The sequence below is a fragment of the Buttiauxella sp. A111 genome (assembly GCF_014189855.1).
GTDB classification, from domain to species: domain Bacteria; phylum Pseudomonadota; class Gammaproteobacteria; order Enterobacterales; family Enterobacteriaceae; genus Buttiauxella; species Buttiauxella selenatireducens.
Genome location: NZ_BJFN01000005.1, coordinates 293264 through 305082, shown reverse-complemented (window position 1 = coordinate 305082; position 11819 = coordinate 293264). Strand labels below are relative to the sequence as shown.

The window sequence follows — 11819 nt, the reverse complement described above, 5'->3', positions numbered from 1 at the left end:
CTTTGGAACCGGTTCCATCTAGCGTAATAGATACCATTACGACTCCGGACGAAGTTAATGCCGAGAAAAATTATTATTGTCACAGCCGCTTACGGGCATGAACGTATCGCCGCTCTGGGTGGCCAACATGCGTTGTTGCCTGTCATCGCCAATGCCGGTGCTGACGGGGTAGAAATCCGCCGCGAATTATTTAACGCCGTGCAGCTTGATGCCCTGCCAGAACTGGCGCAGCAAATCGCTGAACACCATCTCCAGGCCTGCTATTCCGCACCGGAGCCGCTGTTCATTGATAACGGCAAACTGAATCCCCTGATCCCTTCATTGCTGCTCGAAGCCCATCAGCTCAATGCCAGTTGGCTTAAACTTTCTCTCGGCCACTTCCGTAGCAGTCAGCAATTTCCTCTTTTGCAGCAGTGGCTTGCTCAAAGCGATGTGCCACTGGTGGTGGAAAACGACCAGACAAATTACGGCAAACTCGCCCCGATGCAGCGCTTCCAGGCGGCCTGCAACGTGCTGAACCTTCCCGTAACGCTCACTTTTGATATGGCGAACTGGCTGTGGGTCGATGAATCGCCAGAAGCCGCGGCTCGCGTACTTGCGCCGTCTGTCAGCTATATCCATGTTAAAGCCGCCGTTGCGCACCATTATCACTACCGCGCCATCGCGCTGGATGAGGCTGAACCACGCTGGCTGGAATTACTGAAAAACCTGCCAGCCGACGCGCCGCGTGGGATTGAATTTCCGCTTGAGGGCCGTGACCTGACCGCGGTCACCCGCCACTACGTCAACTTATTACGCGAGGAGTAAGAGATGTCGAAACAGCTTGATGTGATAACCATTGGTGAAGCGATGGCGATGTTTGTCGCCAGCCAAACCGGTAGCCTTGCCGCCGCAGAGCAGTTTGTCAAACGCGTGGCTGGCGCTGAACTGAACGTCGCCACCGGCCTTGCACGCCTTGGGCTGAAAGTTGGTTGGGTCAGCCGCGTGGGTAACGACTCTTTTGGCCGCTATGTGCAGCAACAGTTGGCGAAAGAGCAAATCGACGACCGTGGCGTCACCACTGATGAGCGTTATGCAACTGGCTTCCAGCTCAAATCTAAAGCCGAAAATGGAACCGATCCCATTGTGGAGTATTTCCGTAAAGGCTCGGCTGCCAGCCATTTATCAATTGCCGATTTCAATGAAAAGTACTTCTGTTCCGCACGCCATTTGCATTTGAGCGGTGTGGCGGCAGCGCTTTCAGACAGCTCTTTAGAACTGCTAAATCACGCCGCACGGATAATGAAACAGAAAGGCAAAACGATTTCTTTCGACCCAAATCTGCGTCCGGTGTTGTGGAAAAGCGAAGCAGAAATGGTGAAGCAGTTGAATACGCTCGCTTTCCAGGCCGATTGGGTTCTGCCCGGTTTGAGCGAAGGTGCATTGCTGACAGGGCAAAAAACCCCAGAAGCGATTGCTGATTTTTATCTGGATCACGGTGTGAAAACCGTGGTGTTGAAAACAGGCGCTGACGGTGCCTGGTTCAAAACTGCCGACGGTGAAAAAGGCGCGGTGAGCGCAGTGAAAGTGGAAAACGTTATCGACACCGTCGGTGCCGGAGACGGCTTTGCGGTGGGCGTGATAAGTGCCCTGCTCGAAGGAAAATCTTTACCACAAGCCGTTAGCCGCGGTAATAAAATCGGCTCACTGGCGATACAAGTCATCGGCGACAGCGAAGGGTTACCCACCCGAGCGGCGCTTGGCGAATAAACACTACCCAAAATTAAAAGACTGCATCGGCTGTGCCCTACACTCGGCATGATGCGACTCTCCTCAACATAGAGGCTAGCCTATGAAAACCCATACTATTGCGCCAAAACGTTGGTGGTACATCATGCCAATCGTGTTCATCACGTATAGCCTGGCGTACCTCGATCGTGCCAACTTTAGTTTTGCTTCCGCCGCAGGCATTAATGACGACCTGGGCATCACCAAAGGGATCTCGTCGTTGCTTGGGGCACTGTTTTTCCTGGGGTATTTCTTCTTCCAGATCCCCGGTGCGATGTATGCCGAACGTCGCAGCGTGCGCAAACTTATCTTTGTCTGCCTGATTTTGTGGGGCGGCTGCGCGTCGTTGACTGGCATGGTCAGCAATATTCCGGCACTGGCTGCCATTCGCTTTATCCTCGGCGTGGTGGAAGCCGCCGTGATGCCAGCGATGCTGATTTACATCAGCAACTGGTTCACTAAATCCGAGCGCTCAAGAGCTAACACCTTCTTAATCCTCGGTAATCCGGTCACGGTACTGTGGATGTCGGTGGTTTCAGGCTACCTGATTCAAGCCTTCGGCTGGCGCGAAATGTTTATCTTCGAAGGCATTCCAGCGGTTATCTGGGCCTTTGCCTGGTGGGTACTGGTAAAAGATAAACCTGCGCAGGTTGGCTGGTTGTCCGAAGACGAAAAAGCCGCGTTACAGGCTCAGCTCGAAAAAGAGCAACAAGGGATTAAAGCGGTGCGTAACTACAGCGAAGCATTCCGCTCGCGCAATGTTGTGCTGCTGTGTATGCAATATTTCTGCTGGAGCATCGGCGTATATGGCTTCGTTTTGTGGCTGCCCTCTATCATCCGTGGCGCTGGGGCGGCTGGCATGGGAATGGTGGAAGTCGGCTGGCTGTCATCGGTTCCGTATCTGGCGGCAACTATCGCGATGATTGTGGTTTCCTGGGCCTCAGACAAAATGCAGAACCGTAAACTGTTCGTCTGGCCTCTGCTGCTGATTGGTGCCATGGCATTCCTCGGCTCCTGGCTGGTAGGCGCTGACCATTTCTGGGTTTCCTACACGCTACTCGTGATTGCCGGTGCCGCAATGTACGCCCCCTACGGCCCGTTCTTTGCGATTATCCCCGAAATGCTGCCCCGCAATGTTGCCGGTGGCGCAATGGCATTAATTAACAGCATGGGTGCATTGGGTTCATTTGTTGGCTCCTGGTTTGTTGGCTACCTTAACGGCGCAACGGGCAGCCCGTCCGCTTCCTATGTTTTTATGGGGGTAGCATTGCTCGCCTCTGTGTGGCTAACTCTGATCGTAAAACCGGCGATAAACCAACACGTTCCGGTGGGAGCACACCACGCCTAATCTCAAGTCAGGCGGCCGTTATGCCGCCTGACTGTTACTGTTTTTAACTGCTTATCGGAGAACGCCATGAAGCCGCCCGTCATCCTCTACAAAACACTACCTGACGACCTGCTTGCCCGTCTTGAAAGCCACTTTACCGTCACTCAGTTGAAAGATTTAAACCCGGAAACCATCAAGCAAAATGCGCAGACATTTGCCGAAGCGGAAGGAATTCTGGGTTCCAGCGAGAAAGTCGATAAAGCGTTTCTGGAACACACACCGAAACTGCGCGCCGCCTCTACCGTTTCCGTGGGTTACGACAACTTTGATGTTGATGCGCTCACTGAACGCCAGATTGCGCTGATGCACACGCCAACGGTCCTGACTGAAACCGTCGCAGATACCATGATGACGCTGGTGCTGGCGACAGCTCGCCGGGCAGTGGAAGTGGCAGAACGTGTGAAAATTGGCGAGTGGAAAGGCAGCATCGGAGCGGATTGGTTTGGTATCGATGTGCACCATAAAACGTTAGGTATTCTGGGTATGGGCCGCATTGGTCTGGCGCTGGCACAACGCGCGCACTTCGGCTTCAACATGCCAATCTTGTATAACGCCCGTCGCCATCATCAAGAAGCGGAAGACCGCTTTAACGCCCGCTATTGCGACCTGGATACCCTGCTGGCCGAATCTGATTTCGTCTGTATTTCTCTGCCGTTGACCGATGAAACGTATCATCTGATTGGCGCAGAGCAACTGGCAAAAATGAAGTCTTCTGCCATTTTAATTAATGCCGGACGCGGCCCTGTCGTTGACGAAAAAGCGTTAATTCAGGCACTGGTAGACGGCACAATTCACGCCGCAGGTCTGGATGTATTTGAGCAAGAACCATTGCCTGTGGACTCGCCGCTTCTCAGTCTGCCGAATGTCGTGGCACTGCCGCATATTGGTTCTGCGACACACGAAACACGCTATAACATGGCCGCCTGCGCGGTAGATAATTTGATTACTGCTCTGAGTGGCAAAGTGAAAGAGAATTGCGTGAATCCGCAGGTGTTGAAGTAAATCTTAAGGCCTGCGGGGAAACCTGCGGGCTTTAAATCACCGCTCTCGATTCAGTAATCGTCTGGGTAATCTGCTCTGGTGAATGATGCCAATAACCGTAATGCCCTCTGTCACAACGCGGTAATAGATTGCATGGCTCATATAGGGAAAACTCCATACGCCTGGAAGCAAATCTTCCGCTTCGTCGGTTCCCATATGGGGCATTTCAGCCAAATGTTGCAACGTGACCCGCATCCCCGCCAGATAATCACGAGCCACCAGCCCGCCAAACTGCTTCAGCGAAAATCCCTTTATCTCGCGCAAATCTTCTCGCGCATCTTCCGTCAGTTTGTAGCAAGCCATTAAAGATCCTTCATTAGCTCGTCAAAAACAGTATCACCGTCATGTACCTGACCGTTTTGGGCCTGGGCAATCGACCGGGCAAGCTTATCGCGCAGGCTTTGCAACTTGATGGCTTCAAGTTCGTTGTAATCCTCTATGGACATCACAACGACAGACGGCTTGCCATTTTTGGTGATACTTACTGGCTCTCGCTGGGCTTTGGCAATCATTTCCCCGAACTGGGTTTTAGCCTGATTGGCTGTGAAACTTAACATAACGCTACCCTCATATCGCCTGAATAGGCATAAATCGTTCGATTCATACCTATTTTGAATCATGCATGCTGAATGGGCAAGTCAGACTAGCGCTGATCTATGGGATAAAAAAATTAGGAGAGAAAGGTCTGGAGGGGCTTCGCAAAAAACTTAAAAGGCGGAAAGCATTTACGCTTTTCCGCCCTATAACACCGCAGAACGATTAGAAATCGGTCTTAGAGAAACCGGTCATTTCTTCAAGGTCCATCTCACGACCTAACGCCGTCATCGGATGGACGATAACCAGGCCGCGCACAGCTTTTTTCAGCTTGCCCATGTCGGCTTGTTCTTTCTTAGTAATTGGACGCTTGTACGGCATTGCCATCAGCTTTTGCGCTTCTTTGCTCAGCTTCTGGTTGCGCACCGCTTGCAGGCGAACAATCTCGATTTCCAGCTTCGCTTTCTCTTTTTCCAGCTCAACATACTTCTCAGCGTCATTGATCAGATGCAATTCAGGCATCTCGTGACGGATAGCGTCGAGACGATCGCTCAGGCGTTTGATTTCTGCTTTTTCGATTTCTTTCATTTTTGATTAACCGTGAATAACTTTTATTGCTGGCAAGGATACACCATTCGGCGTAAGAGGGCGAAAAGGGACTGCTATCGAGATGGCTTCTGGAAGGCTTTTTTTAAGCTGATCCGTGAGATCAGCTCGGTCAGAGAAAGCACCATCGTTGAACGAACGATTTGCTGATAACGCTGTTTTTGCATGATGAACAGCTCAGGATCGCTGCCATCAACAAACTTTGGCGTCGGCGGTAGTGCTGAAACACAATGCAATTCACCAAATGGGCCAAGCATCTCATCGTCGGTAAACGTGTAGTCGTTGCCGTCGTGATTGAGTTCTTCACGCAGGGCCATCAACAGCTCGCAATCTTCGTATTCCGTGCGATTGAGCACGCCAAGACCGTAGATGAGTTTGAGACGGACGGAAAGATCACCTAATGGGCCATCACCATCCAGCAGCGGCTCAACGGCATATTTCACCGCATAGTCGTCTTTACGGAATACCTGAAGCACCAGGATATTAACCGCTTCGGTGAGAAGCTCAACAGCGGCAATGAGCAGGCTGCGTACGGTTTTGCCAGCATTAAGACGCTCAAGCACACGGTTTTCAAAGGCCTGGGTTTCTTCCATCGTTGCCTACATCACTAAAAGTATTATTGGGTGCAGCGTCTACTGCTACTGCACCCGTTTTATACCCGTCATACTTCAAGCTGCATGTGCGTTGGCTGCACTCATTCACCCCAGTCACTTACTTTAGTAAGCTCCTGGGGATTCTCTCCCTTGCCGCCTTCCTGCATCTCGAATTATTTGGGTATACATCAATTATTTGCCGTTATAGGCATCCACTGCTTGTGCGACAACATCGCTATTTGCATCAAGGCCAGATATTTCAGCAAGCGTAGCCTGTGGGCCTTTTTCAGCCAGCAACTGCTCCAGTTCCTGCGCTTGCGGATCTTGCTCGCTGCGATAATGCATCGCCGCCGCAATCCCTTTGACCAGGTTCAGGTGCGGTAAACCGTATTCGATAGTGCCCAACAACGGTTTAATCAGACGGTCGCCCGCACTTAATTTACGCAAAGGTTGGCGACCCACGCGTTCCACATCATCTTTCAGATATGGGTTTTCGAAACGACCCAGGATTTTCTGGATATAGGCCGCATGTTTGTCAGCGTCAAAGCCATAGCGTTTGATCAACACCGCGCCGCTTTCGTCCATCGCCCCTTTCACCACAGCACGGATTTTCTCATCCAGAATCGCATCGCGAATGGTCTGATGGCCCGCAAGCTGACCAAGGTACGCGGTTATAGCATGACCGGTATTCAGCGTGAAGAGCTTACGTTCAACAAACGCCATAAGATTATCAGTAAGTTCCATGCCAGGAATGTTCGGCAGGTCACCTTTGAACTGAGTTTTATCAACAATCCACTCGCTGAATGTTTCAACGGTGACTTCAAGCGGATCGTTAGTCGCAGATTCTGAAGGAGGGACAATGCGGTCAACGGCGGAATCCACGAAACCAACGTGCTGCTCAACCCAAGCCTGATCATCCTCAGAAAGCGCCTTCATGACATGGGCTTTAAGCTGGCTGGTGCCACGCACCATGTTCTCGCACGCGATAATATTCAGAGGTTTTTCATTGCCATTGGTACGACGCAAAACCAGACCTTTTGCCACAGCTGGCGCGATACGTTCCAGAACGACAGGCCCGACAGCCGTAGTGACCAGGTCAACGTCGGCAATCAGCGTGACAACTTCGTCACCTATGCTGCTGACGGCATTCACATTAGAAACGGTATCGATTTGCTTTTGCTCACCTACCACATGAACCTGGTAGCTATGACGCTCGTTCAGCGCATCCAGTACGGTTTGATTGACGTCCGCAAAGGTCAGTTGGATACCGGCATCTGCCAACAGTTTGCCGATAAAGCCACGTCCGATATTACCTGCGCCAAAATGTAATGCTTTCATGTCGTTTACCTTCTTAAATTTGAATCACCCGAGAGGGTTCGGGTGAGGAGGCTTGTGGTACTGACCACCCTCACCCTAACCCTCTCCCTGAGGGAGAGGGGATCGTTCCGTTTTCACCCTCTCCTGCGAAAGGGGACTTGCTTTACTCCCTCTCCTGGGGGAGAGGGCCGGGGTGAGGGCGACCGAAGCAGCCCACACCACTCCTTACTTCTTACCTGCCAGCAGGTCGAGCACTTCCTGAACACTGGTGGTATTCGCCAGACGCTCAATCACTGACTCATCATCCAGCGCGTTGGTAAGGCTGGTGATGACCTGGATGTGTTCGTTGTTGCGAGCAGCAATACCGATAACCAGACGGGCAATATCATCAGACTCTTCACCGAAGTGAACACCGTGTGGATATTGGCAGAATACAACGCCGGTTTTCAGTACACGGTCTTTCGCTTCAACCGTACCGTGTGGAACGGCGATACCTTCGCCCAGATAGGTTGGGGTCAGTTTTTCACGTTCAAACATCGCATCCACATACTCAGGCTGCACGTAACCACCGTTCACCAACTGCTCACCGGCAAAGCGAATCGCTTCTTCTTTTGTCGCAGCAGTCAAGCCGAGGAACACGTTGCCTGCGCCCAGACGGAACAGCCCTTCTTCGCTTGGCACAAAGCTGTCTTCCAGGCTGGTCATGACCTTAACTTCTTTCTCGCTCAGGTTATGAGAAGCCACCAGACGCTCGGTCAGGTTGGCGTACAGGCTGCTGTCGAGGAAGTTAGTCAGGGAAATATGCTGTGCCTGTGGAACCTGACGCATCGCACGTTCAGTCAGGTCACGGTGCGTAATCACCAGGTCAACATCATCCGGCAAGCTGTTGATTGCACAGTTAGTTACGGAGATATTTTTCAGGCCTGCGTCGTTGACTTTCTTACGCAGCACGCCAGCACCCATGGCACTTGAACCCATACCCGCATCACACGCAACGATGATTTTGCGTACGTGGCTCAGGTCGTTAGACAGACCCGCACCGACCGCCAGTGGCGCAGCGCCGCCTTTGGATTCCGCTTTCATCTCAGCCATACGGCGAGCCGCTGCTTCGATATCGTCTTCTTCTTTCACTTTGCTGGTTTTCAGCAGAATCGCTGAAACCACGAAGGAAACCGCCGTTGCCGCCACAATCGCTGCAATGTTTGCGAAGTAAGCACCTTTTGGCGTCATCGCCAGAACCGCCAGGATTGAACCCGGAGATGCCGGAGAAACCAGGCCGCCGTTCAGGATAGTCAGAGTGAACACGCCAGTCATACCGCCGAGGATAACGGCCAGGATCAGACGTGGGTTCATCAGAACATACGGGAAGTAAATTTCGTGGATACCACCCAGGAAGTGAATGATTGCCGCGCCGCCCGCAGACTGCTTAGCATTACCGCGACCGAAGAACATGTACGCCATCAGCACGCCCATACCAGGGCCTGGGTTTGCTTCAATCAGGAAGAAGATTGATTTGCCCAGTTCGTGAGATTGCTGAATACCCAACGGTGAGAAGATACCGTGGTTGATTGCGTTGTTCAGGAACAGGATTTTCGCCGGTTCGACGAAGATAGACGCCAGCGGCAGCATGTCATGGACAACCATGAAGTTAACGCCCGCCGCCAGAACTTTGGACAGGACTTCAACCGCAGGACCGATACCCATGAACGCCAGAATCGCCAGGATCATACCGATGATGCCAGCGGAGAAGTTGTTCACCAGCATTTCAAAGCCGGATTTGATCTTGCCATCAACCCATGCGTCGAAATGTTTAATTGCCCAGCCACCCAGAGGACCTGCAATCATCGCACCGAGGAACATCGGCATATCCGCACCGACGATAACACCCATTGTGGTGATTGCACCGACCACACCACCACGATCACCACCGATTAAGCGGCCACCGGTATAACCGATGAGCAGCGGCAGCAGATAGGTAATCATCGGGCCTACCAGTTTCGCCAGCGTCTCGTTTGGCAGCCATCCGGTTGGAATAAATAAGGCTGTGATAATACCCCAGGCGATAAATGCGCCGATGTTTGGCATTACCATGTTACTCAGGAAGCGACCAAAGCTTTGCACTCTGATCTTGATATCGGATGACATACGCACACCCCTTATTGTGTTCACGTGCTGGAAAAGCAGCCCGAGGTTTATTGTTAAAATGTGGTGGCAAGCAGTGCTGCCAGATGCTCTAAGTGAGGCGAATCTGGCACGTGATCGTTAAGCTGTCCAGTGCGCGGAATTTTATGTGACATGCATCACTAAATGTGGGGTATGACGAACCGTGATCAGGTGATCTCGATCACATTTTTGGTGTGTAAAAAAAAGACAGCAGCGGCTTTTTGTTCATGAATGACGTTTATATGTGATTAAGATCGCATTTTCCGGTCGTAACTTTGTTATTTATATGTGATCAATATCACAAAGTATTTTACGTCTATTTTCCCGTTTGTGATCCAGGGACATCCAGGCCTGCTTGCGTATTTCGTTTTGTCAGAAAATTACAGCGCAGCGGCAGGCGACGAAATGCGACGTAACTCACTCTTTATAGCCAGGCCATCAGACTCATCCGATCAAAAATCAAATAATAAACTCACTTGATTATTATCAATTCACCCAATCATCATGGTTTATCTTTTATACCTGCCGTGTAACAAAGTGTTCTTTACCTAAGAGGTACGAGCCATGGACTTACTCATCCGCTTCCCCTGGATTGCGTTTGTCGCAGTATTGCTATTCTTTGTGTTATGGCGCCTTCACCCGAAACGCTCATCGATGGTCGCGGCAATGGCATGGCTTATCTATGGCATTTATGAATTCACCATTTTCTTTCGTCTGACCTGCGACGACACCTGTATCCGTGTAGATCTGCTGGTTCTCTACCCGTTGCTGCTGCTCATTTCGCTATGGGCATTTATTGCCGCGCTATGTTTCCGAAAATCCTGACTTTTTAAAGCGCACTACCTTTTAAAGCATCCTGATCCATACTTAGTTTTTGTTAATTAAAAATGGACGATGTAATGAAACTAATTGGTAATTACACCAGCCCGTATGTGCGCAAAATCTCTGTCATCTTGCTGGAAAAAGGCATCACGTTTGAGTTTGTTAACGACAACCCGTGGGTTTCAGAAAGCATCACGCCGCATTACAATCCGCTGGGCAAAGTACCCGCGTTAATCACCGACGACGGCCAATACTGGTTCGACTCCCCGGTTATTGCGGAATATCTCGAACTTTTGGATCTTTCCCCCTCATTCATCCCGCGTGATCCTCAAGCCGCACTGCAAATGCGCCAAATGGAAGCCCTTGCGGACGGTATCATGGACGCAGCGCTGGTTTCCGTACGCGAACGCCAACGCCCCATCGAGCAGCAATCAGAAGTCGAACTACTCCGCCAGCGGGAAAAAATCAGCCGTGGCCTGACGCTGCTCGAACAATACGCAGCGGACAAGAAGCTGGACGCGGAAAACATTTGCGTCGCGACAATCGCAGTGGCGTGCGCAGTGGGCTATCTCAATTTTCGACGCGTTTCCCCAGGCTGGTGTGTTGACCGCCCGCATCTGGTGAAACTGGTAGAAAAACTTTTCGAACGTGAAAGTTTTGCCCGCACCGAACCGCCAGCAGCATGATTTGGCTGTAAATAAAACCTCCTGGCTGCACGGCGAGGAGGTTGGATATTAAATAGTCCCTCTCAAATTCCCCGCCATAATAAAAAAGTCAGATTTCGGACATTGTATAAAAAAACATCCTTATTTCTTTTTTAACAGCGTAAAAAAGGGGGATTAAATCATTTATGGAATCTCGCGAATGCCTGCCACTGGTTCAACAAATGAAAAAGCTATAAGAGATCTTACAAGAGAGATTTGTGAAATCATCGACAACAATCCTCTTGCTCTCGAGGAAAAAATGGCGGCCGTCATGATGGTCTGCTTTGAAATACTCTCAGCCATTCCAGCCAATGGAATAAGAATGAACGTTTCTGATGGGCAAACGCTTTATCTGGAACTCAAACAGCCAGAGACAACAACTCATTAATACGGGAATCACTATTATGGCAAATAATATTTATCTCTCTTTAACCGGCGAACAGCAAGGATTGATATCAGGCGGCTGCTCTTCTTATGATTCAATAGGCAATGCCTATCAGGCATCCCATCGAGATCAAATACTGATCTATGAGCTCTCCCATGCTATTTCCCGTGAGCAAAACGTTAATCACCAATCGGTAACGTTCAAAAAGCCGATCGATAAATCATCTCCACTATTAGCTTCTGCAATATCCAATAATGAGAAAATGGAAGCTGTGTTTGAAGCGTACAGAACAGATAGGTCCGGTATTCAAATTCTGTTTTATCGTATTAAATTAATCAAAGCGACCATTGCAGACTTCAGTTTCGTTTCGCCAAACTCATTGACTCATAACGACGCCCAACCCATAGAGACTATTTCTTTAAAATACGAAAGCATAACCTGGGAACATGTTTTAGCGGGGACATCCAGTTATAGTCTATGGGAAGACAGGATATTTTAAA

Annotated in this window: 13 protein-coding genes and 1 pseudogene; 8 read left to right on the top strand and 6 right to left on the bottom strand. The window is 50.5% G+C overall.

Translation table 11 applies throughout. The annotated features are described in order from the left end of the window. Window positions 1-57 precede the first annotated feature (57 nt). The 4 genes from BSPA111_RS16500 (at window position 58) to ghrB (ending at window position 4156) form a co-directional block, all read left to right on the top strand. Window positions 58-807, top strand: coding sequence for a sugar phosphate isomerase/epimerase (locus tag BSPA111_RS16500; RefSeq protein ID WP_183272237.1), 750 nt, complete (start codon window positions 58-60; stop codon window positions 805-807). A 3-nt stretch (window positions 808-810) separates the two neighbouring features. Next, window positions 811-1749, top strand: coding sequence for a sugar kinase (locus BSPA111_RS16495; protein ID WP_183272236.1), 939 nt, complete (start codon window positions 811-813; stop codon window positions 1747-1749). 82 nt (window positions 1750-1831) lie between these two features. Beyond that, complete coding sequence (locus BSPA111_RS16490) at window positions 1832-3115, top strand: MFS transporter (RefSeq protein WP_183272235.1); 1284 nt, start codon at window positions 1832-1834, stop codon at window positions 3113-3115. Window positions 3116-3181: 66 nt separating this feature from the next. Beyond that, window positions 3182-4156: a glyoxylate/hydroxypyruvate reductase GhrB gene (ghrB, locus tag BSPA111_RS16485; RefSeq protein ID WP_183272234.1), complete on the top strand. Its 975-nt coding sequence runs from the start codon at window positions 3182-3184 to the stop codon at window positions 4154-4156. Between the two features lie 36 nt (window positions 4157-4192). Here the strand turns inward: ghrB and BSPA111_RS16480 are convergent, their stop codons facing one another. The 6 genes and pseudogenes from BSPA111_RS16480 to BSPA111_RS16455 form a co-directional block, all read right to left on the bottom strand. Further along, the gene (locus tag BSPA111_RS16480; RefSeq protein ID WP_183272233.1) at window positions 4193-4498 is read right to left on the bottom strand and encodes a type II toxin-antitoxin system RelE/ParE family toxin; all 306 of its coding nucleotides are present in this window, start codon (window positions 4496-4498) and stop codon (window positions 4193-4195) included. Then, window positions 4498-4752 (bottom strand): type II toxin-antitoxin system Phd/YefM family antitoxin, encoded by a 255-nt coding sequence (locus tag BSPA111_RS16475; protein WP_183272232.1) that lies wholly within the window; start codon window positions 4750-4752, stop codon window positions 4498-4500. The genes BSPA111_RS16480 and BSPA111_RS16475 overlap by 1 nt, the downstream gene beginning before the upstream one ends. 202 nt (window positions 4753-4954) lie before the next feature. Beyond that, complete coding sequence (locus BSPA111_RS16470) at window positions 4955-5317, bottom strand: YibL family ribosome-associated protein (protein ID WP_183272231.1); 363 nt, start codon at window positions 5315-5317, stop codon at window positions 4955-4957. Window positions 5318-5391: 74 nt separating this feature from the next. Next, window positions 5392-6007, bottom strand: a pseudogene (gene mtlR, locus BSPA111_RS16465) (mannitol operon repressor MtlR). A 113-nt stretch (window positions 6008-6120) separates the two neighbouring features. Continuing rightward, a complete protein-coding gene (gene mtlD, locus BSPA111_RS16460) occupies window positions 6121-7266 on the bottom strand; it encodes a mannitol-1-phosphate 5-dehydrogenase (RefSeq protein ID WP_183272230.1) in 1146 nt (381 codons plus the stop codon). 204 nt (window positions 7267-7470) lie between these two features. Further along, on the bottom strand, window positions 7471-9390 hold the full coding sequence (locus BSPA111_RS16455) for a PTS mannitol transporter subunit IICBA (RefSeq protein ID WP_183272229.1): 1920 nt from the start codon (window positions 9388-9390) through the stop codon (window positions 7471-7473). A gap of 582 nt (window positions 9391-9972) precedes the next feature. On the opposite strand from BSPA111_RS16455, the gene BSPA111_RS16450 reads away from it, so the two are divergent. The 4 genes from BSPA111_RS16450 (at window position 9973) to BSPA111_RS16435 (ending at window position 11818) form a co-directional block, all read left to right on the top strand. Then, window positions 9973-10233, top strand: a complete 261-nt coding sequence (locus BSPA111_RS16450; protein ID WP_183272228.1) for a hypothetical protein — start codon at window positions 9973-9975, stop codon at window positions 10231-10233. 74 nt (window positions 10234-10307) lie between these two features. After that, window positions 10308-10916: a glutathione S-transferase gene (locus BSPA111_RS16445; RefSeq protein ID WP_183272227.1), complete on the top strand. Its 609-nt coding sequence runs from the start codon at window positions 10308-10310 to the stop codon at window positions 10914-10916. A 178-nt stretch (window positions 10917-11094) separates the two neighbouring features. Continuing rightward, window positions 11095-11322, top strand: coding sequence for a hypothetical protein (locus tag BSPA111_RS16440; protein ID WP_183272226.1), 228 nt, complete (start codon window positions 11095-11097; stop codon window positions 11320-11322). Window positions 11323-11338: 16 nt separating this feature from the next. Beyond that, window positions 11339-11818, top strand: a complete 480-nt coding sequence (locus tag BSPA111_RS16435; RefSeq protein WP_183272225.1) for an Hcp family type VI secretion system effector — start codon at window positions 11339-11341, stop codon at window positions 11816-11818. The last annotated feature ends 1 nt before the right edge of the window (window position 11819 follow it).

Excerpts from the sequence above, each read along its gene's own strand:
- BSPA111_RS16490 (WP_183272235.1), top strand. The coding sequence starts at position 1,832 with ATGAAAACCCATACTATTGCGCCAAAACGTTGGTGGTACATCATGCCA.
- BSPA111_RS16445 (WP_183272227.1), top strand. The coding sequence starts at position 10,308 with ATGAAACTAATTGGTAATTACACCAGCCCGTATGTGCGCAAAATCTCT.
- BSPA111_RS16455 (WP_183272229.1), bottom strand. The coding sequence starts at position 9,390 with ATGTCATCCGATATCAAGATCAGAGTGCAAAGCTTTGGTCGCTTCCTG.
- BSPA111_RS16450 (WP_183272228.1), top strand. The coding sequence starts at position 9,973 with ATGGACTTACTCATCCGCTTCCCCTGGATTGCGTTTGTCGCAGTATTG.
- BSPA111_RS16475 (WP_183272232.1), bottom strand. The coding sequence starts at position 4,752 with ATGTTAAGTTTCACAGCCAATCAGGCTAAAACCCAGTTCGGGGAAATG.
- BSPA111_RS16480 (WP_183272233.1), bottom strand. The coding sequence starts at position 4,498 with ATGGCTTGCTACAAACTGACGGAAGATGCGCGAGAAGATTTGCGCGAG.
- BSPA111_RS16435 (WP_183272225.1), top strand. The coding sequence starts at position 11,339 with ATGGCAAATAATATTTATCTCTCTTTAACCGGCGAACAGCAAGGATTG.
- mtlD (WP_183272230.1), bottom strand. The coding sequence starts at position 7,266 with ATGAAAGCATTACATTTTGGCGCAGGTAATATCGGACGTGGCTTTATC.
- ghrB (WP_183272234.1), top strand. The coding sequence starts at position 3,182 with ATGAAGCCGCCCGTCATCCTCTACAAAACACTACCTGACGACCTGCTT.
- BSPA111_RS16495 (WP_183272236.1), top strand. The coding sequence starts at position 811 with ATGTCGAAACAGCTTGATGTGATAACCATTGGTGAAGCGATGGCGATG.
- BSPA111_RS16470 (WP_183272231.1), bottom strand. The coding sequence starts at position 5,317 with ATGAAAGAAATCGAAAAAGCAGAAATCAAACGCCTGAGCGATCGTCTC.
- BSPA111_RS16500 (WP_183272237.1), top strand. The coding sequence starts at position 58 with ATGCCGAGAAAAATTATTATTGTCACAGCCGCTTACGGGCATGAACGT.
- BSPA111_RS16440 (WP_183272226.1), top strand. The coding sequence starts at position 11,095 with ATGCCTGCCACTGGTTCAACAAATGAAAAAGCTATAAGAGATCTTACA.